This is a genomic window from Allobosea sp. GW821-FHT12C12 (assembly GCF_058807355.1).
On sequence record NZ_JBXAQP010000004.1, the window covers coordinates 161,960 to 186,398 of the forward strand.

Consider the following 24,439-nt stretch of genomic DNA (forward strand, 5'->3'; position numbering starts at 1 on the left):
ACCCATCACCGCGGCGGCGCGGACGGAGACGCCGCTGGCGCGGCGCCGCAGCACCCTGTCGAAGCTGCTGCGCAACCGCTCGGCGCTGATCGGCGGCACGGTCGTGCTGCTTTTCGTGCTGATGGCGGTGCTGGCGCCACTCCTGCCGCTCGCCGACCCGCTGAAGTCGAACTTCCTCGCCATCCGCAAGCCGCCCTCGGAGCTCTACTGGTTCGGCACGGACGAACTCGGCCGCGACCAGGTCTCGCGGCTGTTCCATGGCGCGCAGACCTCGCTGCTCGCCGGCATCGTCTCGGTGATGATCGCGCTCGCGATCGGCATCCCCTTCGGCCTGCTCGCCGGCTGGTATGGCGGCTGGATCGACATCGTCATCTCGCGCATCACCGAGGCGATGCTGGCCTGCCCGTTCCTGATCCTCGCCATCGCCTTCGCCGCGATCCTCGGTCCGTCCCTGACCAACGCCATGATCGCGATCGGCCTCTCGGCCGTGCCGATCTTCATCCGGCTGGTGCGCGGGCAGGTGATGAGCGTCAAGGCCGAGGATTTCGTCGAGGGCGCGCGCTCGGTCGGGGCCGGCAACCTGCGCATCATGCTGGTCCATGTCCTGCCCAACACGATGTCGCCGATCGTGGTGCAGTCGACCCTGTTCATGGCGCAGGCGATCATCCTGGAGGCGTCGCTGTCCTTCCTCGGCCTCGGCCAGCAGCCGCCCGCGCCGTCCTGGGGCCAGATGCTCAACGTCGCCAAGAACTTCATGGACCAGGCGCCGTGGATGTCGGTCGCGCCCGGCGTCGCCATCTTTCTGGCGGTCCTCGGCTTCAACCTGCTCGGCGACGGCTTGCGCGACGCGCTCGACCCGAAGGAAGGCTGAGATATCCTTTTTGATCGTTTCTTGCCCACCATCGTCATCCCGGGCTTAGCGAGGCGAAGGCCCGGGACCCGTTCCGGAACCCGTCCGGAAGCGGTTCTGGAATGGCTTCCGGATCGGCGCGGCTTCGCCGCTTGTCCGGGATGACGAACACGTTTGTTTGCGTTTGCCGCGACTTGAGGGACTTCCGCGATGTTCACCACCCGCCCCGAAATCCTCGGCACCTTCGGTGTCGTCACCTCGACGCATTGGCTCGCCTCGGCGTCCGGGATGGCGATGCTGGAGAAGGGCGGCAACGCTTTCGATGCCTGCGCGGCCGCCGCCTTCGTGCTGCAGGTGGTCGAGCCGCATCTCGTCGGCCCAGCCGGGGACATGCCTGCCGTGTTCTATTCGGCGGAGACCAAGAAGGTCGAAGTGCTGTGCGGCCAAGGGCCCGCCCCGATGGCCGCCACCATCGACGCCTTCAAGGCGCTCGGCCTCGCGATGGTGCCGGGCTCGGGCCTGCTCGCCACCGTCGTGCCCGGCGCCTTCGGGGGCTGGATGACGCTGCTGCGCGACCATGGCCGCCTGCCTCTGCGCGCGGTGCTGGAACCCGCGATCGGCTATTTCGAGAATGGCCACCCGATGCTGCCGCGCGTATCGGACACGATCGCCGGCCTGACCGACCTCTTCACCAACGAGTGGACCACGTCGGGCGCGGTGTATCTGCCCGGCGGCAACGTGCCGAAAGGCCGCGAGCTCTTCCGCAACCGCGCCGCCGCCGAGACCTATAAGCGCGTCCTGAGAGAGGCCGAAGCCGCCGGCTCCGACCGGCAGGCGCAGATCCAGGCCGCCTACGACGCCTGGTACAAGGGCTTCGTCGCCGAGGCGATGGACGCCTTCTGCCGCACCGTGGAGGCGACGGATTCCTCCGGCCGCCGGCACAAGGGCCTGTTGACCGCCGACGACATGGCGCGCTGGACGCCGACCTACGAGACGCCGGCGAGCGTCAGCTATCACGGCTGGGAGGTCTTCAAGGCCGGTCCCTGGAGCCAGGGCCCGGTCTTCCTGCAGACGCTGAAGATCCTCGAAGGCATCGACATCGGCGCGATGGGTCCGGCGAGCCCGCAATTCGTTCATACCGTCACGGAGGCGCTCAAACTCGCCTTCGCCGACCGCGAGGCCTATTACGGCGACCCCGATTTCGTGAAGGTGCCCTTCGCGACGCTGCTCTCGGATGACTACGCGCGCGGCCGGCGCAACCTGATCACCGAAAAGGCCTCGCACGAACTGCGCCCCGGCTCGATCGCCGGCCATGACGAGCAGGTCAGGCGCACGCTCGCGGGCGTGCGCATCGTCGGCTCAACGGCAAGCGGCGGAGCGACCGTCGGCGAGCCCACCATCGCCTCGATGGTCGCGGCCGGCCGGCGCGGCGACACCGTCCATATCGACGTCATCGACAGATGGGGCAACATGATCGCGGCGACCCCCTCGGGCGGCTGGATCCAGTCCTCGCCGGTGATCCCGGAACTCGGCTTCCCGCTCAACTCGCGGGCGCAGATGTTCTGGCTGGAAGACGGCCTGCCCTCCTCGCTCGCGCCGGGGAAACGGCCGCGCACCACCTTGTCGCCGACGCTCGCCTTCGAGAACGGCGAGCCGCGGCTCGCCTTCGGCACGCCGGGCGGCGACCAGCAGGAGCAGTGGCAGATGGGGCTGTTCCTGCGCCGCGTGCATCACGGCCTCAACCTGCAGGAGGCGATCGACATGCCGCTGTTCCACACGCAGCATTTTCCGCTCTCCTTCTATCCGCGCGAGGCCAGGCCCGGCCATCTCGCCGTCGAGGAAAGCCTCGGCGCGGCCGCCATCGCCGATCTGAGGGAGCGCGGGCACGCACTCGAGATCGCACCCGAATGGACGATCGGCCGGCTGACCGCTGCCGAGACAAGCCGCAGCGGGCTCTTGCGCGCGGCCGCGACCCCGCGTCTGATGCAGGCCTACGCCATCGGCCGCTAGGAGCCTTGCAGTCATGACATGGTCAATCGTCGCTCGCGACGCCGCCACCGGCGCCTATGGCGTCGCGGTCTCGACCTGCGCCTTCGCGGTCGGCTGGCGCGTGCCCTATGGCGGCGGCCGCATCGGCGCGCTCGCGACCCAGGCTTTCGTCAATCCGCTTTACGGCGTCGACGGTCTGCGCCTGCTTCAGGAAGGCCGCTCCGCCGTCGAGATCGTCGCCACGCTGACGGCGGCCGACGAGGGCCGGGCCCATCGCCAGCTTCACCTGATCGACCGCGACGGCAAGACCGCCTCCCATACGGGCGCGGCCTGCATCGACTGGTGCGGGGCGGTCGACGGTCCGCAGGTCTCGGTCGCCGGCAACATGCTGGCCGGACCGGAGGTCATCGAGCAGACGCTGAAGGCCTATGTCTCGGGTTCAGGCCTCGATTTCGACGAGCGGCTGCTGGTCGCGCTCGAAGCCGGCGAGAAGGCCGGCGGCGACAAGCGCGGCAAACAGTCCTGCGCCATCAGGATCTGGAACGGCGACCCGACGCCGAACCTCGACATCCGCATCGACGATCACGCCGACCCGCTGGCTGAACTGCGCCGGCTCTGGCGCGTCGCGCATCAGCGCGCGGTGCCGTTCGACAGGGCCCTGCCCTCGCGCGCCCGTCCGGCGGGCGTCACGGACCGGGCGGAACTGGACCGATTATGCGCGGAGTATGCGGCGGCGTGGAACGCGCGCCATCCCGAAGGCTGAGTGGGACGGTCAGCTCAGCCTGCCTCTCGCCGCCACCGGCAGCTCGCCCACCAGCCTGTCGCCGCGCACCGTCACCAGCCGGTCGACCATGTTGACCACGACGCAGACATGGTTCGGCACCACGCGCACGACATCGCCGACATGGGGCCGCTCGTTGCTCGCCGCGAGATCGAGAAAGCCGTGCTCCTCGGCGAATTTGGCGATGCGCGCGGCCGGATATTCGAGGATCAGCCCATGGCCGTCGAGGCCGCCGGTGTCGCTGGTCAGGGTCTTGGAGCCTGAATCGAGGATGCCGCGCTCGGGTCCGGCCCGGCTGACCACGGTGGCGTAGACCGTCAGCGCGCAATCTTCGAGCGAGGCGACCCCCGCGGCGACCTGCATGCGGTCGTTGAAGATCGAGGTGCCGGCACGATGTTCGGTCGCCCCCTTCAGCCTGCCGATATTGGGGATGTTGGGCGAGCCGCCGGTCGAGACGATGCCCGCTTCCAGCCCGGCATCGCGCAGGCCGGAATTGGCGGTGTCGAGGAAGATCTGCGTCCGCTCCCAGCCATCCTCGAGCGGATACATCAGGAAGCCGGCGAAGGTCAGGCCGGGCGATGCCGCGATGAGCCTGGCCAGTTCGACCGCCTCGCCCGGCGTCTCGACGCCGGCGCGCTTGCGGCCGGTGTCGCATTCGACCACGACCTCGAGATCGCGCCCGGCGATCTCCGCCGCCTGCGGCAGGCCCGCGATCGTCACCGGGTTGTCGGCGGCGACGATCATGCGGACGCGCCGCTGCAAGGCGCCGAGCCGGCCGAGCTTCTGCTCGCCCAGGATGTTGTAGCTGATCATGATGTCGTCGATGCCGCCATCGGCCATGATCTCGGCCTCGCCGAGCTTCTGGCAGGTGATGCCGCGCGCGCCGGCCTCGATCTGCAAGCGGGCCAGCTCCGGCGATTTGTGCGTCTTGATGTGCGGGCGGTTGGCGACGCCCCTGGCGTCGCAGACCGCCTGAAGCCGCGCGATGTTGGCCTCGACCACGTCGAGGTCGATCACGACGGCAGGCGTGCCGTGGACCCGCGCGATCTCGGCCTTCAGGCTTGAATGCCGGAGCGCGCTCACGGCAGCACCCGCACGATCACCTCGATCTCGACGGGCATGTTGCCGGGCAGCGAGCCCATGCCGACCGCCGAGCGGGCATGACGGCCGTTCTCGCCGAGCACCGCCACGAACAGGTCCGAGCAGCCGTTGATCACCTTGGGTTGGTCGCCAAATTCCGGCACGCCGTTGACCATGCCGAGCAGCTTGATCACCTCGACCTTGTCGAGCGAACCGGCCGCCTCCTTCATCGCGGCGAGCAGGCCGAGGCCCGTGCTCTTCGCGAACTCGTAGGCCTGCCCGGTGGTGAATTCCTTGCCGACCTTGCCGTTGGGGATCGAGCCGTCGGGATTGCGCGGCCCCTGCCCCGACAGGAAGACGAGATCGCCGACTCTCTTGAAGCGGACGTAATTGGCCATCGGCGGCGCGACGGCGGGAAGGGTCAGACCGAGCTCGGCAAGTTTCTGTTCGGCGGACATGGGAGTTCCTCTTGGACGAATGAATGCAACGGCCTTTCCCGTCATGGTCGGGCTTGTCCCGACCATCCACGTCTTTGCCGCCGAGGGTCAAAAGACGTGGGTGCCCGGGACAAGCCCTAGCATGACGGCGATATTTCAAGAGCGAAGTCTCAGGCCACCTTCCTGAACTTGTTGCTTCGCTTCGGATGCCACCAGGCGCCTTTCAGCACGACGCCCTCGGAGACGATCTTGCGGTCGCCGGTCATGTGCTCGCCGGTGACGTCGGCATAGTCGAACTTGCCTTCCTTGATCGTCAGGATCGTCGCGTCGCCGAGCGAGCCGACCTTGAGCGAGCCGTATTCCGGCCGCTTCAGCGCCATCGCGGCGTTCACCGTCGAGGCCGCGATCACGTTCTCCAGGTTCATGCCCATCACCAGGAACTTCGACATGGTCGTGACCTGATCGTAGGCCGGCCCGTCGATGCAGAGCTTGTGGACGTCGGACGAGATCACGTCCGGCTCGAAGCCGTTGGCGAGCATGACTCGCGTCGTCTTGAACGAGAACGAGCCCTTGCCGTGGCCGATGTCGAAGATGACGCCGCGCTTGCGGGCGGCGAGCACCTCGGGCTTCACCGTGCCCTGCGCGGTCGCGGGCGCGTTCGGAAAGGGGCGGAAGGCGTGGGTCAGCACGTCGCCGGGACGCAGCATGTCGACCACCTCCTCGTAAGAAGGCGGCGGATGGTCGATATGGCACATCAGCGGCATGCCGACCTCGTTGGCGACCTGCAAGGCGATGTTGAGCGGCGCCGTGCCCTGGTCGCCCGAGGCGTGAAGGCCGACGCGGACCTTGATGCCGACGATCAGGTCGCGGTTCCTGTCGGCCACCTCGGCGCAGTCGATCGGGTTCATCATCGCCATGTCGCGGCTCTCGCCGACCATGACGCGGTGGTCGAAGCCGTAGATGCCGGCATGGGAGACGTGGAGATAGGCGAGGATGCGCGCCTGCGAGCGCTCGATCACATGCTTGCGGAAACCCGGCCAGTTGCCGGGGCCGGCCGAGCCGGTGTCGACCGAGGTGGTGACGCCGGACGCGCGGCAGAAATCGTCGGCGTCGATGCCGAGCGAGGTGCCGCCCCAGTAGACATGGGTGTGCAGGTCGATCAGGCCTGGCGTCACGATGTAGCCGGAGACGTCGCGCGTTTCCTTCGCCCCCTTCAGGTCCTTGCCGAAGCCGGAAACCTTGCCGGCGGTGAAGGCGACGTCGAGCACGCCGTCATGCTTCTGCGACGGGTCGATAACCCGGCCGCCCTTGAGAATGAGATCGTGGGTCATGGCGTGTCCTGAGGGGCGGCTGAGGATCGGATGGAAGGAAGCATATCGGGCGGGCCCGTCAGACCCAATTCTCGACGCGCAGGCCTGGCATGCGGTCGAACTCGCGGCGGTCGCTGGTGACGACGATCAGGCCTCGGCTGCGGGCATGGGCGCCGATTTCAACGTCCAACAGGCCGCAAGGCGTTCCGGCAAGTTCCAATTCGGCCCGGAGCGTTCCAAAATGTAAGGCGGCATCAGCGTCAAAGGGCAAAATCGGCATGCGTTCCGCGAAACGCTCAAGCGTTTGTAGGCTCTTTGCGCGGTTCTGCGATTTCTCGGCACCATATTGCAATTCGCCGAGCGTGATACTCGAAATGCAAATGCGTGCCGATTCAGCGTTGAACCGATCGTTAAGCTGGATCAGGTCGCCCTTGATGACATATATACAGATATTCGTGTCGAGCATGTACTCCAGCATCAGAATTCTTTGCGTTCCTCATCTTGAGGCTGAACGCGTTCGCTCATGAAATCTTCATCCATGAACGGACCGTTCTGAAAAAAATCGTCCCAGCTCTTGCCCTTCGGGACCACGAGCCGCCCTTCGCCCTGCTTGATAATCTCGACCTCGGTGACGCCTTCAGGAAAGGCGAATTCCTTTGGCAGGCGCACAGCCTGCGTCCTGTTGGTCACGAACAGCTTGGTCGTCGCCCGGGTTCTCGCAAGCATCGTCACCTCCGTATATCCAAGACGGATATACTATGCCTGAGACGCTGCGCCGACAAGCGCGACTTACTCATTCCGGCCCCACCGCACCTTTGCGCTCGACGATCAGCCCATAATGCTGCGGCTCGCGGTGCCTGGCGAAGTTGAAGGTCGAGGCCTTGTAGCTCTTGCCCAGATCCATGTCGCAGCGCGCGATCACCAGTTCGTCGCCCTCCGTCACCGCCTGCGCCACGACTTCGCCGGTCGGCGCGATGATGCAGGAGCCGCCGATCTGGTCGACGCCCGCCTCCAGCCCCGCCTTGGCGACGCCGACGACCCAGCAGGCGTTCTGGTAGGCGCCCGCCTGCATCACGAGCTGGTTGTGGAAGTTGCCGAGCCGGTCATGGTCGGGGGCGGGCGGGTTGTGCTTGGGCGTGTTGTAGCCGAGCACGATCAGCTCGACGTCCCGCAGGCCCATGCTGCGATAGCTTTCCGGCCAGCGCCGGTCGTTGCAGATCATCATGCCGATATTGACGTCCATCGTGCGCCAGACCGGCCAGCCGAGGTTTCCGGTCTCGAAGTAGCGCTTCTCGAGGTTCTGGAACGGGGCATCGGGCCTGTGCTCGGGATGGCCCGGCAGATGGATCTTTCGGTATTTCCCGACGATCGCGCCCGCCTTGTCGACCAGGATCGCGCTGTTGAAGCGGCGCTTGCGGCCTTCCTCCCGCGCCAGTTCGCAATAGCCGAGATGGAAGCCGACGCCGAGCCGCCGGGCCTCCTCGAACAGCGGCGCGGTCTCGTTCCCCGGCATCGCGCCCTCGAAATATCCGTCGATCTCGGCCTCGTCCTCCATCCACCAATGCGGGAAGAAGGCGGTCAGCGCCGCTTCCGGGTAGACGACGAGATCACAGCCATTCGCCTTGGCTTGCCGCATCAGCGCGATCATGCGCGCGACCGCCGAGGAGCGCGGCTCTTCGCGCTGGATCGGGCCCATCTGGGCGGCGGCGATGGTCAGGATGCGGCTCATCTCGCCACCTCCTCCGCGCCGCGCCCGACGATGGCGCGGTAGACCTCGGCATCGGTCGCGCCCTCGGTGCCGTAGCAGAGCACGCGGGAGTTTCCGTCGAGCTTGAGCTGCGCGCGCGGATGCGGATCGCCGGCAGCCTTGATCAGGCCCGCCAGTCCCGCGACGCCGGATTCGCCGCCGACCACGCCGAGGCTCGCCAGCAGCTTCATCGCGTCGGCAGCCTCGGTATCCGGGATCGTCATGAAGGCGTCCGCGCCGGGCTTGAGGATGCGCCAGGCCAGGATCGAGGGCTCGCCGCAGGCGAGTCCCGCCATGATGGTGTCGAGATCGCCGCCGACCGAGGTGACGTCGCCGGTTTTCGCGGATTCGAACAGGCAGGCGGCCTTTTCCGGCTCGACCACGACGAGGACCGGCCGCTCAGCTCCCAGCTTCTCCCAGCGATGCGACAGCACGCCGGCCGCCAGCCCGCCGACGCCGCCCTGCACGAAGACATGCGTCGGCCTTGCGCCTTGCGCCTCCGCTTCCATGGCCAGCACGGCATAACCCTGCATCACGTCCTTGGGCACATCCTCATAGCCCGGCCATGAAGTATCGGAGACGATCTCCCAGCCATTGCGAGCGGCGGCCTCCGCGCAGGCGCGCACGCTGTCGTCATAGGTGCGGCCCTCGCGCACAACCGTCGCGCCGAAGCCGCGGATGGCTTCCGCCCTGCCCTCGCTGACGGTCTCGTGGACGTATATCACCGCCCTGACGCCAGCCCGGCGCGCGCCCCAGGCGACCGAGCGGCCATGGTTGCCGTCGGTGGCGCAGGCCACGGTCAGATTGACGCTGCCTTTCGCCGCGCCCCTGGCCGCGACCAGCCGGTCGACCGCATAGGCCCCGCCGAGCGCCTTGAAGCTCTTCAGCCCGAAGCGCTCGCTTTCGTCCTTGTAGAGCACCTGCGCCAGGTCGAGCCGATCGGCGATGGCGGGCAAGTCGCGCAGCGGCGTCGGCGCATAGCCGCTCCAGCCGGCGATCGCGGCATGGGCCGTGCGGGCGGCGTCCAGCGACAGGATGGCGCGGCGCGCGTCGCCATAGGCGGCCGAGCGATCGAGATGCGGGTTGAGCACGAAATCGGTCATGGCGGATCGTCGGCTTCGAGCCTTGGCCCGGTCAAGCGTCGGCGGGCGCAGGCTCGCCTTGCGTCAGGAGCGGGTTCTGCGTCGGCGGCAGGTCGTGGAGATGGCAGGCCGCGACATGAGCCGCGTCGTTCAGGTCCGCCGCCATGGCGCGCAAAGGCGGCTCCTCCGAGCGGCAGCGGTCGAAGACATAGGGGCAGCGCGTGTTGAAGCGGCAGCCCTTGGGCGGATTGATCGGGCTCGGCACGTCGCCCTTGAGCAGGATGCGCTCGCGCCTGATCTTCGGGTCGGGCACCGGCACGGCCGAGAGCAGCGCCCTGGTGTAGGGGTGGCGCGGGGCGGCGAAAATCTGCCGCTTGGTCCCCATCTCGACGATCTTGCCGAGATACATCACCGCGACGCGATGGGTCATGTGCTCGACGATGGCCAGATCATGGCTGATGAAGAGCAGCGCCAGACCGAGCTCGTTCTGCAGGTCGCAGAGCAGGTTGACGATCTGCGCCTTGACCGAGACGTCGAGCGCGGAAACCGCCTCGTCGCAGATGATGATCTCGGGCTCGGCCGCGAGCGCGCGAGCGATGCCGATACGCTGGCGCTGGCCGCCGGAGAACTCGTGCGGCCAGCGATGCACGGCGTCGCGCGGCAGGCCGACCTTGTCCATCAGCTTCATGGCGCGCTCGGTGATCGCATCCTTGCCGGTCGCGAGGCCGAAATTGGTCATCGGCTCGGCCAGGATGTCGCGCACCCGCATGCGCGGATTCAAACTCGAATACGGGTCCTGGAACACCACCTGCACGCGCTGGCGCAGCGGCCGGAGCTTGCCGGCGGAGAGCTGGTCGATGCGCTGGCCGGCGAGCACGACCTGGCCGGCCGTGATCGGGAACAGCCGCAGGATCGCCTTGCCGACGGTCGACTTGCCGCAGCCGGATTCGCCGACGAGCGAGAGCGTCTCGCCCTTGTCGATATGAAAGGAGATGCCGTCGACGGCGTAGACGTTGGCGGTGACGCCGGAAAAGAAGCCGCCGCGGATCGGGTAGTGTTTCTTGAGGTCGTTGACCTGGAGGATCGGTTCGCCCGTCATGCCGCGACGGCCTCCTTCGGCGCGAAATGGCAGGCGGCGATGTGACCCGGTGCCTTCTGCTCCAGCCCCGGCGCAAGCTGGCGACAGACGTCCCGCACCTTCGGGCAGCGGCCGGCGAAGACGCAGCCGTCGATCTTCTTCTTCAGACTCGGCACGAGGCCGGGGATCTCGGCGAGACGCTCGGTCGCCCCCGTCAGCGAGGAGCCGAGTTTTGGCACCGCGCCGAGCAATCCCTGCGTATAGGGATGGCGCGGCGAGGCGAAGAGATCGCCGACCGGGGCCTCCTCGACCTTGCGGCCGGCATACATCACGACGACCTGGTCGGCGACCTCGGCCACCACGCCGAGATCATGGGTGATCAGCATGATCGCCGCGCCGACGCGGGCTTTCAGGTCGCGCATAAGGTCGAGGATCTGAGCCTGGATCGTCACGTCGAGCGCCGTCGTCGGCTCGTCGGCGATCAGCAGCTTCGGCGAGCAGGCGAGCGCGATCGCGATCATCACGCGCTGGCGCATGCCGCCCGAGAGCTGGTGCGGATACTCGGCGACGCGGCGGCGGGGTTCCGGAATGCCGACCAGCGTCAGCATCTCGACGGCGCGCTCTGTCGCCTCGTTGGCCGAGAGCTTCTGGTGCAGGCGCAGGGTCTCGCCGATCTGGCGGCCGACGGTGAGCACCGGGTTGAGGCTCGTCATCGGCTCCTGGAAGATCATCGAGATCTCGTTGCCGCGGATCTGGCGCATCTCGGCGTCGCTGCAGTCGAGCAGGTTTCTGCCCTGGAACCGGATCTGGCCGGCCATCCTGCCCGGCGGCTCCGGGATCAGCCGCAGGATCGACATGGCGGTGACGGACTTGCCGCAGCCGGACTCGCCGACGACGGCGAGCGTCTGCCCGGCCTCGATCTTGAACGATACGCCGTCGACCGCACGGTTGATGCCGTCGGGCGTCCGGAAATGGGTCTGGAGCTGGTCGATCTCGAGCAGGGCCATGTCAGGGGTTCTTCATCTAGATGTTCTTGGCCATGCGGGGGTCCAGCGCGTCGCGCAGGCCGTCGCCGAGCAGGTTCACCGCCAGCACGGTCAGCGAGAGGAAGATCGCCGGAAACAGGATGATGTGCGGACGCACCTGCCAGAGCGCGCGCCCCTCGGCCATGATGTTGCCCCAGGACGGCGTCGCCGGCGGCACGCCGGCGCCGATGAAGGACAGGATCGCCTCGACGATCATGGCGCTGGCGCAGATATAGGTCGCCTGCACGCTCATCGGCGCCATGGTGTTGGGCAGGATGTGGCGGAAGATGATCATCGGCGTGCGGGTGCCCGCCGCGATCGCCGCGTCGACATAGGGCTGTTCGCGCAGCGAGAGCACGACGCCGCGCACGAGGCGCGCGACGCGCGGGATCTCGGCGATGGTGATGGCGATGATGACGTTCTGCACCGAGCCGCGGGTCAGCGCCATCAGGGCGATGGCGAGCAGGATCGGCGGGATCGACATCATGCCGTCGATGACGCGCATGACGATGCCGTCGGCGACGCGCACGAAACCGGAGAACAGGCCGATGGCCAGCCCCGCGATCGAGGCCAGCGTCGCGACGCTGAAGCCGACCAGCAGCGAGATGCGCGCACCGTAGATGACGCGGGAATAGATGTCGCGCCCGAGCATGTCGGTGCCGAACCAGTACAGTTCGGAGGGCATCCGGGTGCGCCGCGCCGGCGAGATCGCGGTCGGATCCATCGTCCAGAGCAGCGGCGCGACGATGGCGATGAAGAACATCACGCCGAGCAGCGCGCCGCCGATCGCGATGGAGGGGTTCTTGCGCAGGAAGCCGGTGAAGCCCTTGAGCGGCTTGCGCGGTTTCAGCACGTCGGGAAGCTCGGGCGCGACCGCGAGATCGGCCGGCGCGGGAGCGGGGGGGTGCGCGTTCAATAGCGTATCCTCGGATCGACGAGGGTGTAGATCAGGTCGATGATCAGGTTCACCAGCACGTAGACGAAGGAGAAGATCAGCACGACGCCCTGGATGACGGGATAGTCGCGCCGCAGGATCGCATCCAGCGTCAGCCGGCCGAGGCCGGGAATGGCGAAGACGCTTTCGGTGACGACCGCGCCGCCGATCAGGAGCGCGACGCCGATGCCGATGATGGTGATGATCGGCACGGCGGCGTTCTTGAGCGCGTGCACGAACAGGATCGCGTTCTGGGCGACGCCCTTGGAGCGGGCGGTGCGGATGTAGTCCTGCTGCAGCACGTCGAGCATCGAGGCGCGGGTGATGCGGGCGATCAGCGCGATATAGACGAAGCCGAGCGTGATCGCGGGCAGGATCAAATTCCTGAACCAGGGCCAGAGCCCTTGCGAAAGCGGCGTGTAGCCCTGCACCGGAACCCAGTCGAGCTGGAGCGCGAAGGTGTAGGCGAGCAGGTAGCCGACGACGAAGACCGGCACCGAGAAGCCGAACACGGCGAAGGTGACGACGGCCCGGTCGATCCAGGTGCCGGCCTTCCAGGCGGCGAGCACGCCGAGCGGAACCGCGATCGAGACCGCCAGGATCAGCGTCAGCACCATCAGCGAGAGGGTCGGCTCGATGCGCTGGGCGATGAGCTGCGTCACCGGCAGCGATGTGAAGATCGAAGTGCCGAGATCGCCCTGCAGCACGCGGAAGAACCATTCGCCGAAGCGCACGAGATAGGGCCGGTCGAGCCCGAGCGACTGGCGGATGCGCTCGACATCGGCCGGCGAGGCCTGGTCGCCGGCGATGACGGCGGCCGGGTCGCCAGGAGCGATGTAGAGCAGCGAGAAGACGAACAGCGCGACGAACCCCATGACGGGGATCGTCGTGATGACGCGTCTGACGATGAATGCGAACATCGGGGCGGGCAAACCTGTTTCGAGCGGATACGGCTCTCGTCAAAAGCCGACGTCATCCCGGACAAGCGAAGCGCGGACCCGGGATCCACCATAGGGGTCGGTCGGTGTTCCATGATGGATCCCGGATCGGCGCGGCTTGTCCGGGATGACGGCGGAGAGGGCCGAGCGAACCGCCCTCTCCTGTGACGATCACGCCTTCGTGACGCCCCAGAACACCGGGAACGGTCCGCTGGTCACGCCGGTGACGTTCTTGCGCCAGGCCTGGTAGCCGAGGAAGAAGCCGGTCGGCGCATAGACCACGTTCTCGACGGCGGCCTTGTTGAGCCGGCCCATCGCCGCCTTCTCCTCGGCCGCGTCCTTGGCGTCGAACCAGTTGGTGACTTCGGTCTCGACCGCAGGCACGTCCGGCCAGCCGAACCAGGCCTTGTCGCCATTAGCGCGTATGGCGGTGTAGGAGGCCGGGTTCACGCAGTCGGCGCCGGCATGCCAGGTGTGGAACATGCTCCAGCCGCCCTGGCTCGGCGGCGTCTTCTGGGCGCGGCGCGCGCCGACGGTGCCCCAGTCGGTGGCGACGAACTCGACCTTCATGCCGATGCTCTTGAGCAGTTCGGCCGTGACGTCGCCCATCGACTTCACCGCGGCCATGTCCTGCGCGACGACGCAGACCACCGGCTCGTCCTTGTAGCCGGATTCCGCCAGCAGCTTCTTGGCGGCGGCGACGTTCTTCGCCTTCATCATCTCGCCGCCCTCCTCGGTGTAGAGCGGCGTGCCGGGCGTGAAGAAGCCCGCCATCGGCTTCCAGAGCTTGTCGTCGTCGCCGACGATCGAGCGCATGTAGTCTTCCTGGTTCAGCGCCGTCATCACCGCCTGGCGAACCTTGAGATTGTTGAAGGGCGGATGCAGGTGGTTCATCCGGAAGGCGCCGATATTGCCGAGCGGATCGCCGATATCGACGTTGATGTTGGCGTTCTTCCTGAGCACGGGCACGAGGTCCGACAGCGCGGTCTCCCACCAGTCGATCTCGCCGCTCTGGAGCGCCGCGGCGGCCGTGGCCGCGTCGGGCATGATGACCCATTCGACCCGGTCGAGGAGCATCTTCTTGCCGCCGGAGAGCCAGGAGGCCGGCTCGTCCCGCGGCACGTAGTCGGCGAACTTCTCGAACACCGCCTTGGCGCCGGGCACCCATTCGCCGCGGGCGAATTTCATCGGCCCCGAGCCGATATATTCGGTGATCTGCGTGAACGGATCGGTCTTGGCGATGCGCTCCGGCATGATGAAGGAGCAGGGCGAGTTGTTCTTGCCGAGCGCGAACAGCATCTTTGGATAGGGCTGCTTCAGCGACCATTTGAAGGTCGTGTCGTCGACGGCTGTGATCTCGTTCTGGATCGCACGGATCATCAGGCCCATCGGGTCGCGGGCCGACCAGCGGATCAGGCTGGCGACGGCGTCCTTGGCGAGGACAGGCGAACCGTCGTGGAATTTGAGGCCGGGCCGCAGCTTGAAGGTCCAGGTCAGGCCGTCGGCGGAGACCTCCTCGCCGGCTGCCATCTGGCGCTTGGGCTGGAACTTGTCGTCGATGCCGTAGAGCGTGTCCCAGACCAGCAGGCCGGCGTTGCGCACGACATATTGCGTGCCCCAGATCGGGTCGAAATTGGCGAGGTTGGCCTGCGGCACGAAGCGCAGGGTCCTGGCGGCGGCGCCCTGCGACAGCGCCGGCATGGCGAGCCCGCCGGCGGCGGCGAACGCGCCGGCGCCCGTCGCGGTCTTCAGAAATGTTCTGCGATCCATCACTTGCTCTCCCCTGAACGCGGCGACCTCTGTGCGGGCGACCTTGGCGCGAGTTTGGGCAGAAAATTCGGCCCTGACAACACGCGAAACGGACGGCCTAAGCGCCGAGTTCGCTTGCACGCATCGTGCCATACGGAACCGATCGGCCGACCGTAAGCAAAATTGGCAATCCCTGCCGGATTTGCTGCGCTCGCCGTACAAAATTGCGAATAATGGCCTTAAATCGATTTGATCGGCGCATTGACCCGCGCGAACGGCCGCGCCGTCTCGAATGCGGCGGCCGCACGCAGCACAAGCGCATCGCGGCCGAATGCAGCCACGAGCTGCAGGCCGGCCGGCAGACCGGTCTTGGTCAGTCCGCAGGGGAGCGAGATCGCCGGCGCCTGGGTGATGTTGAAGGGGTAGGTGAAGGGCGTCCAGCGGGTCCAGTCGTCGCCATAGCCGCCATGGGGAGGCGTGTTGGCGCCGACGGCGAAAGCCGGCAGAGGCAGCGTCGGCGTCAGCAGCAGATCGAAGCGTGCATGAAATTGCGCCATGCGATGCGCAAGCGCGTTGCGCTGGTTCAGCAGCGCATCGACATAGCCCGCGCCCGGCACGCGTTCGCCGGCTTGCGCGACCGCGACGAGACCGGGGTCCATCCGCGCGCGCTCGGCCTTGCCAATGCCGCGCAAGGCGAGCGCCGCGCCCGCCGACCAGATCGTCATCAGGGTCTCGATCGGGTCGGCGAAGCCGGGATCGACCTCCTCGACGCTCGCGCCGAGACCACTGAAGGCGAACGCCGCCTCTCGCGTCAGCGCCGCGATCTCGGGATCGATCGGAACGTCGCCGCCGAGGCTCGGCGACCAGGCGAGCCGCAGGCCTTTCACGCCGCCCTTCAGCGCGGCGACATAGTCGGGCGGTTCGTCGATCGTCGCCGTCATGTCACGGTTGTCGGGCCGGCCGATCGCGTTCATCGCCAGCGCGACATCAGTGACCGTGCGGGTCAGCGGGCCGAGATGGGCGAGGAAGCCCATGGTCGAGATCGGCCATGCCGGCACGCGACCATAGGTCGGCTTCAGGCCGACCACGCCGGTAAAGGCGGCGGGAATCCGCACCGAGCCCGCCCCGTCCGTGCCGAGATGGATGCAGCCGAGATTGAGCGCCGCGCAGGAGGCCGCGCCAGCCGAGGAGCCGCCCGGCCCCGTATCGGTATTCCAGGGGTTGCGGGTGATTCCCGACAGGGGGGAATCGCCGACCCCCTTCCAGCCATATTCCGGCATCGTCGTCTTGCCGAGAAAGACGCAGCCGGCCTCGCGCAGCCGCGCGGCCGCCGGCGCGTCATGGGCGAAGGGCGCATCGCCGCCGACCGCCGAACCCCGCCGCATCGGCCAACCGGCGATGCCGATATTGTCCTTGATCGTCACCGGCACGCCGTCGAGCGGGCCTAGCGCCTGCCCCTTGAGATGGCGCGTCTCGGCCGCCTCGGCCATCGCCAGCGTGACCTCGGCGTCGCGAACGACGAAGGCGTTGATCTCGGGCTCGAAGCGCTCGATCCGGTCGAGCGCGTCCTTCGCGACCTCGACAGGCGAGAGCGTGCGGGAGGCGAAAAGCGGGCCGAGTTCGGCGGCGGAAAGGGCAGCGATCGCGGTCATGATAAAGGTCTCTCGAAAGCAGTGACGGAGACAAGCGTAGCTCCTCCCCTCCCTCTTGTGGGGAGGGGAATCAGGTCTCGCTTGACAACGTCACGCATTCGCGACGCGCCACGCCGCGCTCAGCAGCACGTTCGCGCCCTTGACCATGTCCTCGTCGGTCGAGAACTCGGCCGGGTTGTGCGAGAGGCCGCCGATCGAGGGGATGAAGACCATCGCCGTCGGGCAGAGCCGCGCCATCATCTGCGCGTCGTGGCCCGCCCCCGAGATCATCCGGCGGATCGGCAGTCCGAGCTCCGCGGCGCCGCGCTCCACATCGGCGATCAGCTCCTCCGCGAAGGCCGTCGCCGGAAAGCGGGCGAGATCGCGGAAGGAGATCGCGATGTCGTCCGCGGCCGAGAGTTCGGCGCAGAACCGGCGCAGCGCCGCTTCCGCCTCCGCCAGCGGCGCGTCGAGCGGATTGCGCAGGTCGAGCGTCATCACGACGGTCTCAGGCACGACGTTGACGTTGCCGGGCCGGACGCGGATGACGCCGGAATTGGCGAGCTGGCCGGGGATGCGCTTCGTCAGATCGTTGGCGAAGAGGTTGATGCGCGCCGCCGCCAGTCCCGGATCCTTGCGATAGGCCATCGGCGTGGTGCCGGCATGGCTGGGCTTGCCCTTGAGCGTGAGTTCGAGCCAGCAGATCGCCTGGACGCCGGTGACCGCGCCGAGCCCGCCGCCCTCGCTCTCCAGCACCGGCCCCTGCTCGATATGAAGCTCGAGATAGGCATGCGCCTCGAGGAAGCCCGGCGGCTCGGTTCCCTCGTAGCCGATGCGGCGCAACTCCTCGCCGAGCACGGCGCCGTCGGAATCCTGCTCGGCATGGGCGTCGGCCACGCTCATGCCGCCGGCCCAGACATGGGAGCCGAGCATGTCGGGATGGAAGCGCGCGCCCTCCTCGTTGGTGAAGGCGATCACCGCCATGTCGCGCTTCGGCATCAGGCCGGCATCCTTCAGCGCCGCCAGCACCTCGACGCCGGCGACGACGCCGAGCGCCCCGTCGAAGCGCCCTCCGGTGCCGACCGTGTCGATATGCGAGCCGAGGATGACGGCCGGCCCCTCCTGCTGCCCTTTCAGGATGCCGACGATGTTGCCGATCGCATCGACGCGGACATCGAGGCCGAGCGCCTTCAGTTCGCCGACCAGCCAGTCGCGGCCCTGCCTGTCCTCGTCGGACAAGGCGAGCCGCCGGCAGCCGCCCTCGGGCGTCGCGCCGATCCGCGACAGCGCCGCCAGTCGCGAGACCAGCCTGTCGCCGTCGATCCGCAGATTGGTGCTCATCGACAAAGTCTCCATGGCGGACGGGAATGCGGTGGCGGGGCGGGCCCGGGGCGTCGGCTCAGCCGGCAAGCAGGTCGGGCTTGCGCGCCTCGACCCAGCCGGTCGCATCCTCATAGGCCTGCGAGAGTTCGAGCAGGAAGCGCTCGGACTGGTTCGGCCCCCAAAGCTGCATGCCCATCGGCAGGCCCGCCGCGTTGAAGCCGGCCGGAACGCTGATCGCCGGGCAGCCGGACATGGTCACCGCCACGACGACCTCCATCCAGCGGTGATAGGAATCCATCGCCCGGCCGGCGATCTCGCGCGGCCAATGGGTCTCGATCGCGAAGGGAAAGACCTGCGCGCTCGGCAGCGCCAGGACGTCGTAGCGCTGGAACAGCCTGACGACCTGCTGATACCAGGCCGAGCGCAAAGCGGACGCCTTGAGCACGTCGCCGCCCGACATCGCCAGCCCCTGCTCGATCTCCCATGCCGCTTCCGGCTTGAGCAGGCCGCGCCGCGCCGGGTCGGCGTGGATCGGCAGCAGGGCATGGCCGATCTGCCAGGAGCGCAGGCTGCGCCACGCCTGCCAGATCGCCTCGGGATCGAAGCCGAGGCTCGCGTCCTCGACGGTCGCGCCGAGCCCCTCGAAGGCCTTGAGCGCCTCGCGGCAGAGCGCGGCGACGCCTTCCTCCATCGCCAGATGCCCGTCGAGATCGCCGAGCCAGCCGATCCTCAGGCCCTTCACGTCGCGATCGAGCGGACCGAGGAAGCCGGCCGGGTCCTGCCGGATCGACATCGGCGCGCGCGGGTCATGGCCGGCCTGCACCGCGAGCAGCGCCGCGAGATCCCTCGTCTTGCGCGCCATCGGCCCGGCGACGCTCATGCCCGGCAGGAAGACCTCGTCGACCGCCGCCGGCACGCGGCCATGGGCCGGGCGCAGGCCGAGCACGTTGTTGAAGGCGGCCGGGTTGCGCAGCGAGCCGCCATGGTCGGAGCCGTCGGCGACCGGCAGCATGCGCATGGCGAGCGCGGTCGCGGCCCCGCCGCTGGAGCCGCCGGCCGTCCGCGACTGGTCGTAGGGGTTGCGGGTCGGGCCGAAGACCGGGTTGAAGGTGTGCGAGCCGAGCCCGAACTCCGGCGTGTTGGTCTTGCCGACGAAGATCGCGCCCGCCGCCCGCATCCGCGCGACGAAGATCGCGTCGGCAGGGGCGACGATGTCCGCGAAGACCGGCGAACCCTTGGTCGTGGCGAAGCCGGCGCAATCGGCCAGATCCTTGATCGCCTGCGGGAAGCCGTGCATCCAGCCGCGCGAGCGCCCGGCGTCGAGTTCGGCATCGCAGGCGGCGGCTTCCGCAAGGAGCACCTCGCGCGGGCGCATCGAGACGATGGCGTTGACGACCGGGTTGAAGCGCTCGATCTGGTCGAGATGGGCCTCCATCACGGCGACGCAGGAGATGGTGCGGGCGTGGATAGCCGAGGACAGCGCCATCGCGTCGAGGGAGACGATCGCGGGATCGGTTGAAGGGGCCAAGGCGGTCGTCTCGCTGCGCGGACTCGGGAGCGCGATGATGGCCGGGCGCATCGACGCCTGCCAGCACTGTTTCGACAGGCCAGCGCGCGCCCGGCGCAGATCGGCCAAGCAACCGCGCCTTGCGCCGGCGCGGCTGTCGCCCGCCCGGCGATCCGGATAGAAGCGACGCCCCGGTTCCAAAGATCGCCATGTCCGAATCCGCCGTGCCCGTGCCGAGACGAAATCCCTGGGCGACCGAGGCGAGGGCGATGCTCGCGCTGGGCTGGCCGATCGTTCTGACCAATGTCGCGCAGACGGCGATGACGACGACCGATGTCGCGATGATGGGCCATCTCGGCCCGGACGCGCTCGCCGCCGGGGCCCTCGGGGCGAATCTCTATCTCGCCGTGCTGATCTTCGGCATCGGGGTGATGGGCGCGGTGCCGCCGATGCTGGCGATCGAGCTCGGGCGCAACCGCCATGCCGTGCGCGAGATCCGGCGCACCGTGCGCCAGGGTTTCTGGGCGGCGCTGACGCTCGCCCTGCCGATGTGGCTCTTCCTCTGGCAGGCCGAGGCCGTGCTGCTGGCGATGGGGCAGGATCCGGCCCTGTCCAGGGCGGCGGGGTCCTATGTCCGCACCCTGCAATGGGGCCTGCTGCCCTTCTTCCTCTACCTCGTGCTGCGCGGTTTTCTGGCTGCGCTGCAGCGGCCGTTCTGGGCGATGGTCGTGGTGATCGCGGCCGTCGCCTTCAACGCCCTGGCGAACTGGTGCCTGATGTTCGGCCGGCTCGGCCTTCCGGCGCTCGGCCTGCCGGGCTCCGGGCTGGCGACGTCCTTGTCCTCGCTGCTCATGCTGCTCGGGCTCGCCTTCGTCGTGACGCGCGACCGGCGCTTCCGGCGCTACCGCCTGTTCGGCCGCTTCTGGGTCGCGGACTGGCCGCGCTATCGCGGGCTCTGGCGGCTCGGGCTGCCGATCGGCGCGGCGACCGGCTTCGAGGTGCTGATCTTCAGCGGCGCGGCCTTCCTGATGGGGCTGATCGGGCCGAACTCGCTCGCGGCGCACGCCATCGCGATCCAGATCGCCTCGCTGACCTTCATGGTCCCGCTCGGCATCGGCCAGGCGGGCACGGTCAGGGTCGGGCGGGCCTTCGGCGCCGGCGATCCCGACAGCGTCACCCGGGCCGGCGCGACCGCGATCGCCCTCGCCATCGGCTTCATGACGCTGACGGCGCTGGCGATGCTGCTCGCGCCGCACTGGCTGATCGCGCCGTTCCTCGACAGGGCGCAGCCCGGGGCGGCCGCCGTGGCGGAACTGGCGATCGCCTTCATGCTCTGGGCCGCGATCTTCCAGATCGCCGACGGCGCGCAGGTCGTCGGCGCCTGTGTGCTGAGAGGCCTCGGCGACACCCGCATGCCGATGCTGTTCGCCATGCTCGGCTACTGGGGCTTCGGCCTGCCGCTCTCGGCCGTTCTAGGCTTCCGGACGCCGCTCGCCGGCGTCGGCATCTGGGTCGGGCTGGCGGTCGGGCTGGCCATCGTCGCGGCGCTGATGCTGTGGCGCTGGCATCGGCGCGAGCGGCTCGGGCTGGTCGCCGTTCAGCCCGCGGGGCGTCACCTGTCGTGACGGACGCGGCCCGGCGCATCCGTCCGTTGCCGAATCGCAACAGTCCGTATCTGACACGTTTTCGCCATGATCTGTTCACCCCGCCGCCATGCCGCGGGCCTTGAAGGCATTGTGCAGCGCATCTAGGGAACCAGAGGCCTGTCCTTTCGTTATCCGCCCGTCCGCAATATCAGACAAGCAGAGCCAAACTTCATGTCCCCCGCCACAAACCTCCCGGCCCGTCCCCTTCTTCAGCGCCTGCTCGGCCGGCTCGCTCTATTGCTGATGCCGCTGGCGCTCGGCGCCTGCGTCAGCGCGCAGCCGCAGCCCTTCGAGGTCGCGACCCCGCCGGGCATCAGCGCCCAGTATCTCGCCATGTATGGCGAGCAGCCGGAAGAGACCTTCCCGCTGCCGGCGACCGATCTCACCGAGGTCGATCCGCGCTTCCTGCGCCAGGAGGTCGCCTATCCGACGCGCGAGGCGCCGGGCACGATCGTGGTCGATACCGACAACCGCTATCTCTATCTCGTCCGCGAGGGCGGCCGCGCCATCCGCTACGGCATCGGCGTCGGCAAGCAGGGCATGTCGTGGCGCGGCCGCGCCACCGTGGGGCGCAAGGCCCAATGGCCGCGCTGGACGCCGACCGCGGCGATGATCGCGCGCGACCCCGAGAAGAACGGTCCCTGGGCGGGCGGCATGGCGGCCGGGCTCGACAACCCCCTCGGCGCGCGCGCGCTCTATCTCTACCAGGGCAACCGCGACACGCTCTACCGCATCCACGGCACCTCCGAGCCCTGGTCGATCGGCAAGTCGGTCTCGAGCGGCTGCATCCGGATGTTCAACCAGGACATCATCGACCTGCACAGCCGCGTCCCGACTGGCACGACCGTCGTGGTGTTGAACCGCGGCAAGCTGCTGGCCCCGGATCCGGACGAGGACGGCTCGATCCCGCCGCCCGACGACAGCATCTGAGGCCTCCTGCCTCGGCGGGGCAAGCCGGCCAAGCGTCATCGCAACGAGACCCTCGCCCGCCATCACAAGCCGATGGCGGGCTTCCTGTTGTGCGCGCCACGCAATCTGCTGTAGGCGGGGCGGCTTCCATGAGCCGGCCCGCCTTCCGGCGAACCTTCAGGCGAGAAAGACCCGCCCATGCGCGTGACGATGATCGGATCGGGCTATGTCGGCCTTGTGTCGGGCGCTTGCTTCGCCGATTTCGGCCATGTCGTGACCTGCGTCGACACCGACTCGGCCAAGATCGCGGCGCTCGACCGCGGCGAGATTCCGATCTTTGAACCCGGCCTCGACGCGCTGGTCGCCAGCAATATGCGCCAGGGCCGACTGACCTTCACCGCCGACCTGACCGGGCCTGTCGCGCAGGCGGACGCCGTCTTCATCGCGGTCGGCACCCCGGCGCGGCGCGGCGACGGCCATGCCGACCTGTCCTACGTCTACCAGGCGGCGCGCGACGTGGTCGCGGCGCTCGACGGCTTCACCGTCGTCGTGACCAAGTCGACCGTGCCGGTCGGCACCGGCGACGAGGTCGAGCGGATCATGCGCGAGGCGCGCCCGGACGCGGACTTCGCCGTCGTCTCCAATCCCGAGTTCCTGCGCGAGGGCGCGGCGATCGCCGACTTCAAGCGGCCCGACCGGATCGTCATCGGCACCGACGACCCGCGCGCCAGGGCCGTGATGGAGGATGTCTATCGGCCGCTCTACCTCAACGCCGCGCCGCTGCTGTTCACGCAGCGCCGCACCTCCGAGCTGATCAAATACGCCGCCAACGCCTATCTCGCGACCAAGATCACCTTCATCAACGAGATGGCGGACCTGTGCGAGGCGGTCGGCGCCAACGTCCAGGAGGTGGCGCGCGGCATCGGGCTCGACAACCGTATCGGGGCCAAGTTCCTGCACGCCGGCCCGGGCTATGGCGGCTCGTGCTTCCCGAAGGACACGCTCGCCCTGATGAAGACGGCGCAGGATCTGGCGAGCCCCCTGCGCATCGTCGAGACCGTCGTCGCCGTCAACGACCAGCGCAAACGCGCCATGGCGCGCAAGGTCGTCGCCGCCTGCGACGGAGCCGTGCGCGGCAAGACGGTCGCGGTGCTCGGCCTCGCCTTCAAGCCCAACACCGACGACATGCGCGAGGCGCCCTCGATCGCCGTCATCACGGCGCTGCAGGACGCCGGCGCGAGCGTCGTCGCCTACGACCCCGAGAGCATGGAGGCCGCGAAGGCGCTGATGCCGGACGTGACCTATGCGGCCGACGCCTATTCCTGCCTCGACGGGGCCGACGCGCTCGTCATCGTCACGGAATGGGACGCTTTCCGCGCGCTCGACCTCGACCGCGTCAAGGCGAAGCTGCGCGAGCCCGTCGTCGTCGACCTGCGCAACATCTATCGCTCGGAGGACATGCGCCGGCGCGGCTTCCGCTACAGCAATATCGGCAACGCCTGAGCGGAATTGCCGAGTTCCGGCGCTTCGCTGCGCCTTGATACCGTCACAGCCGCGCCCCACCTTCCGCGAGGCCGCGCAGCCGCGCCGCCCAGTGATGAGAGGAGATGACGATGACGCCGCAAGAACGCGACGTGATCGCCGGGATTTTCGACCGCCTGCGTCCGGCGGCTAACCAGCCCCGCGACCCCGAGGCTGAACGCTACATCGCCGAGCGCCTGCGCGACCAGCCCTATGCGCCCTACGCCATGGCGCAGGCCGTCTATGTGCAGGAGGCCGCGCTGGCCAACCTTCAGTCGCAGGTCGAGGATCTGCAGGCGCGGCTGCGCGACGCGCAGAACCGCCAGCACAGCGCGCCGGCCCAGTCGGGCGGGTTTTTCTCCGGCATCTTCGGCGGACGTCATGACGAGGCCGCGCCGCGCGCGGGCTCCGTGCCGGCCATGCCGCAGCGTGCGCCCGGCCAGCCGTCCGCGGCCTGGAACGCGCCGCAGGCCGGACCGATGCAGGCCGCGCCGATGCAGGACGGCCCGCATCAGGGCATGCCGCAGCAGCCCGGCCCCTGGAACGGCCAGCAGCAGCAACCGCCCCCGCGCGGCGGCGGCTTCATGGCGACCGCGGTGACCACCGCCGCCGGCGTCGCCGGCGGCATGATGCTCGGCAACGCGCTGACCAACGCCTTCGGCGGCGGGGCCAAGGCGGCGGAGAGCGCCAGCGGCTCCGCGCCGAAGGACCAGGCGGCCAACACGCAGACGGCCAGCGACAACACGAACTACGACGACGGGTCGTCCAACGCCGCGAACTACCAGAACGCCGGCTACGACGCGCCGCGGGACGCGGGCTACGACGACGGCTCCAGCTTCGGCGGCAGCGACGACGACAGCTGGGCCTGAAGCCGCGCGCCGACAATGAGAACAGCCCGCCCG

22 protein-coding genes are annotated in these 24,439 nt (G+C 68.5%); 7 read left to right on the forward strand and 15 right to left on the reverse strand.

Features of this window, described 5'->3' with window-relative positions:
• Positions 1–4 precede the first annotated feature (4 nt).
• The 3 genes from AC1RRW_RS07480 to AC1RRW_RS07490 all read left to right on the forward strand — a co-directional run bounded on the left by AC1RRW_RS07480 (position 5) and on the right by AC1RRW_RS07490 (position 3,602).
• Positions 5–871 (forward strand): ABC transporter permease, encoded by an 867-nt coding sequence (locus AC1RRW_RS07480; protein WP_492900226.1) that lies wholly within the window; start codon positions 5–7, stop codon positions 869–871.
• A 189-nt stretch (positions 872–1,060) separates the two neighbouring features.
• Positions 1,061–2,860, forward strand: coding sequence for a gamma-glutamyltransferase family protein (locus AC1RRW_RS07485; RefSeq protein ID WP_492900014.1), 1,800 nt, complete (start codon positions 1,061–1,063; stop codon positions 2,858–2,860).
• A gap of 13 nt (positions 2,861–2,873) precedes the next feature.
• Positions 2,874–3,602 carry a DUF1028 domain-containing protein gene (locus AC1RRW_RS07490; protein ID WP_492900015.1) on the forward strand — a complete coding sequence of 243 codons (729 nt, stop codon included), beginning with the start codon at positions 2,874–2,876 and terminating at the stop codon, positions 3,600–3,602.
• 9 nt (positions 3,603–3,611) lie between these two features.
• On the opposite strand, the gene AC1RRW_RS07495 is transcribed toward AC1RRW_RS07490, so the two are convergent.
• The 15 genes from AC1RRW_RS07495 to AC1RRW_RS07565 all read right to left on the reverse strand — a co-directional run bounded on the left by AC1RRW_RS07495 (position 3,612) and on the right by AC1RRW_RS07565 (position 19,533).
• Positions 3,612–4,703 carry an alanine racemase gene (locus AC1RRW_RS07495; protein WP_492900016.1) on the reverse strand — a complete coding sequence of 364 codons (1,092 nt, stop codon included), beginning with the start codon at positions 4,701–4,703 and terminating at the stop codon, positions 3,612–3,614.
• Positions 4,700–5,158: a RidA family protein gene (locus tag AC1RRW_RS07500; protein ID WP_492900017.1), complete on the reverse strand. Its 459-nt coding sequence runs from the start codon at positions 5,156–5,158 to the stop codon at positions 4,700–4,702. Before AC1RRW_RS07500 ends, AC1RRW_RS07495 begins: the two co-directional genes overlap by 4 nt.
• Before the next feature lie 149 nt (positions 5,159–5,307).
• Positions 5,308–6,468: an amidohydrolase/deacetylase family metallohydrolase gene (locus AC1RRW_RS07505; protein WP_492900018.1), complete on the reverse strand. Its 1,161-nt coding sequence runs from the start codon at positions 6,466–6,468 to the stop codon at positions 5,308–5,310.
• A 58-nt stretch (positions 6,469–6,526) separates the two neighbouring features.
• The gene (gene vapC / locus AC1RRW_RS07510; protein ID WP_492900020.1) at positions 6,527–6,925 is read right to left on the reverse strand and encodes a type II toxin-antitoxin system tRNA(fMet)-specific endonuclease VapC; all 399 of its coding nucleotides are present in this window, start codon (positions 6,923–6,925) and stop codon (positions 6,527–6,529) included.
• Positions 6,925–7,173: a type II toxin-antitoxin system VapB family antitoxin gene (gene vapB / locus AC1RRW_RS07515; RefSeq protein WP_492900021.1), complete on the reverse strand. Its 249-nt coding sequence runs from the start codon at positions 7,171–7,173 to the stop codon at positions 6,925–6,927. The genes vapC and vapB overlap by 1 nt, the downstream gene beginning before the upstream one ends.
• Before the next feature lie 67 nt (positions 7,174–7,240).
• Complete coding sequence (locus AC1RRW_RS07520) at positions 7,241–8,176, reverse strand: N-carbamoyl-D-amino-acid hydrolase (protein WP_492900022.1); 936 nt, start codon at positions 8,174–8,176, stop codon at positions 7,241–7,243.
• On the reverse strand, positions 8,173–9,297 hold the full coding sequence (locus AC1RRW_RS07525) for a diaminopropionate ammonia-lyase (RefSeq protein WP_492900023.1): 1,125 nt from the start codon (positions 9,295–9,297) through the stop codon (positions 8,173–8,175). Before AC1RRW_RS07525 ends, AC1RRW_RS07520 begins: the two co-directional genes overlap by 4 nt.
• A 31-nt stretch (positions 9,298–9,328) precedes the next feature.
• Positions 9,329–10,375: an ABC transporter ATP-binding protein gene (locus tag AC1RRW_RS07530; protein ID WP_492900025.1), complete on the reverse strand. Its 1,047-nt coding sequence runs from the start codon at positions 10,373–10,375 to the stop codon at positions 9,329–9,331.
• Positions 10,372–11,361 (reverse strand): ABC transporter ATP-binding protein, encoded by a 990-nt coding sequence (locus AC1RRW_RS07535; protein ID WP_492900027.1) that lies wholly within the window; start codon positions 11,359–11,361, stop codon positions 10,372–10,374. The genes AC1RRW_RS07530 and AC1RRW_RS07535 overlap by 4 nt, the downstream gene beginning before the upstream one ends.
• 16 nt (positions 11,362–11,377) lie before the next feature.
• Entirely contained in the window at positions 11,378–12,295 is a 918-nt protein-coding gene (locus AC1RRW_RS07540; protein WP_492900028.1) for an ABC transporter permease, read from the reverse strand.
• A complete protein-coding gene (locus AC1RRW_RS07545; protein ID WP_492900029.1) occupies positions 12,292–13,233 on the reverse strand; it encodes an ABC transporter permease in 942 nt (313 codons plus the stop codon). Before AC1RRW_RS07545 ends, AC1RRW_RS07540 begins: the two co-directional genes overlap by 4 nt.
• Positions 13,234–13,422: 189 nt before the next feature.
• On the reverse strand, positions 13,423–15,021 hold the full coding sequence (locus tag AC1RRW_RS07550) for an ABC transporter substrate-binding protein (protein WP_492900030.1): 1,599 nt from the start codon (positions 15,019–15,021) through the stop codon (positions 13,423–13,425).
• A gap of 218 nt (positions 15,022–15,239) precedes the next feature.
• The gene (locus tag AC1RRW_RS07555) at positions 15,240–16,652 is read right to left on the reverse strand and encodes an amidase (protein WP_492900031.1); all 1,413 of its coding nucleotides are present in this window, start codon (positions 16,650–16,652) and stop codon (positions 15,240–15,242) included.
• Positions 16,653–16,742: 90 nt separating this feature from the next.
• A complete protein-coding gene (locus AC1RRW_RS07560) occupies positions 16,743–17,972 on the reverse strand; it encodes a Zn-dependent hydrolase (protein ID WP_492900032.1) in 1,230 nt (409 codons plus the stop codon).
• 58 nt (positions 17,973–18,030) lie between these two features.
• Positions 18,031–19,533, reverse strand: coding sequence for an amidase (locus AC1RRW_RS07565; protein ID WP_492900227.1), 1,503 nt, complete (start codon positions 19,531–19,533; stop codon positions 18,031–18,033).
• Positions 19,534–19,670: 137 nt separating this feature from the next.
• Between AC1RRW_RS07565 and AC1RRW_RS07570 the strand changes: the two genes are divergently transcribed.
• The 4 genes from AC1RRW_RS07570 to AC1RRW_RS07585 all read left to right on the forward strand — a co-directional run bounded on the left by AC1RRW_RS07570 (position 19,671) and on the right by AC1RRW_RS07585 (position 24,406).
• Positions 19,671–21,086, forward strand: coding sequence for an MATE family efflux transporter (locus AC1RRW_RS07570; protein WP_492900033.1), 1,416 nt, complete (start codon positions 19,671–19,673; stop codon positions 21,084–21,086).
• A gap of 192 nt (positions 21,087–21,278) precedes the next feature.
• Positions 21,279–22,037: a L,D-transpeptidase gene (locus AC1RRW_RS07575; RefSeq protein ID WP_492900034.1), complete on the forward strand. Its 759-nt coding sequence runs from the start codon at positions 21,279–21,281 to the stop codon at positions 22,035–22,037.
• Positions 22,038–22,214: 177 nt separating this feature from the next.
• Positions 22,215–23,519, forward strand: coding sequence for a UDP-glucose dehydrogenase family protein (locus AC1RRW_RS07580; protein ID WP_492900035.1), 1,305 nt, complete (start codon positions 22,215–22,217; stop codon positions 23,517–23,519).
• A 110-nt stretch (positions 23,520–23,629) separates the two neighbouring features.
• Positions 23,630–24,406 carry a DUF2076 domain-containing protein gene (locus tag AC1RRW_RS07585; RefSeq protein ID WP_492900036.1) on the forward strand — a complete coding sequence of 259 codons (777 nt, stop codon included), beginning with the start codon at positions 23,630–23,632 and terminating at the stop codon, positions 24,404–24,406.
• Positions 24,407–24,439: the final 33 nt, after the last annotated feature.

Excerpts from the sequence above, each read along its gene's own strand:
- AC1RRW_RS07525 (WP_492900023.1), bottom strand. The coding sequence starts at position 9,297 with ATGACCGATTTCGTGCTCAACCCGCATCTCGATCGCTCGGCCGCCTAT.
- AC1RRW_RS07520 (WP_492900022.1), bottom strand. The coding sequence starts at position 8,176 with ATGAGCCGCATCCTGACCATCGCCGCCGCCCAGATGGGCCCGATCCAG.
- AC1RRW_RS07535 (WP_492900027.1), bottom strand. The coding sequence starts at position 11,361 with ATGGCCCTGCTCGAGATCGACCAGCTCCAGACCCATTTCCGGACGCCC.
- AC1RRW_RS07485 (WP_492900014.1), top strand. The coding sequence starts at position 1,061 with ATGTTCACCACCCGCCCCGAAATCCTCGGCACCTTCGGTGTCGTCACC.
- AC1RRW_RS07550 (WP_492900030.1), bottom strand. The coding sequence starts at position 15,021 with ATGGATCGCAGAACATTTCTGAAGACCGCGACGGGCGCCGGCGCGTTC.
- AC1RRW_RS07585 (WP_492900036.1), top strand. The coding sequence starts at position 23,630 with ATGACGCCGCAAGAACGCGACGTGATCGCCGGGATTTTCGACCGCCTG.
- AC1RRW_RS07505 (WP_492900018.1), bottom strand. The coding sequence starts at position 6,468 with ATGACCCACGATCTCATTCTCAAGGGCGGCCGGGTTATCGACCCGTCG.
- AC1RRW_RS07575 (WP_492900034.1), top strand. The coding sequence starts at position 21,279 with ATGTCCCCCGCCACAAACCTCCCGGCCCGTCCCCTTCTTCAGCGCCTG.
- vapC (WP_492900020.1), bottom strand. The coding sequence starts at position 6,925 with ATGCTGGAGTACATGCTCGACACGAATATCTGTATATATGTCATCAAG.
- AC1RRW_RS07560 (WP_492900032.1), bottom strand. The coding sequence starts at position 17,972 with ATGAGCACCAATCTGCGGATCGACGGCGACAGGCTGGTCTCGCGACTG.
- AC1RRW_RS07545 (WP_492900029.1), bottom strand. The coding sequence starts at position 13,233 with ATGTTCGCATTCATCGTCAGACGCGTCATCACGACGATCCCCGTCATG.
- AC1RRW_RS07570 (WP_492900033.1), top strand. The coding sequence starts at position 19,671 with ATGTCCGAATCCGCCGTGCCCGTGCCGAGACGAAATCCCTGGGCGACC.
- AC1RRW_RS07555 (WP_492900031.1), bottom strand. The coding sequence starts at position 16,652 with ATGACCGCGATCGCTGCCCTTTCCGCCGCCGAACTCGGCCCGCTTTTC.
- AC1RRW_RS07580 (WP_492900035.1), top strand. The coding sequence starts at position 22,215 with ATGCGCGTGACGATGATCGGATCGGGCTATGTCGGCCTTGTGTCGGGC.
- AC1RRW_RS07490 (WP_492900015.1), top strand. The coding sequence starts at position 2,874 with ATGACATGGTCAATCGTCGCTCGCGACGCCGCCACCGGCGCCTATGGC.
- AC1RRW_RS07530 (WP_492900025.1), bottom strand. The coding sequence starts at position 10,375 with ATGACGGGCGAACCGATCCTCCAGGTCAACGACCTCAAGAAACACTAC.
- AC1RRW_RS07500 (WP_492900017.1), bottom strand. The coding sequence starts at position 5,158 with ATGTCCGCCGAACAGAAACTTGCCGAGCTCGGTCTGACCCTTCCCGCC.
- AC1RRW_RS07565 (WP_492900227.1), bottom strand. The coding sequence starts at position 19,533 with ATGCGCCCGGCCATCATCGCGCTCCCGAGTCCGCGCAGCGAGACGACC.
- vapB (WP_492900021.1), bottom strand. The coding sequence starts at position 7,173 with ATGCTTGCGAGAACCCGGGCGACGACCAAGCTGTTCGTGACCAACAGG.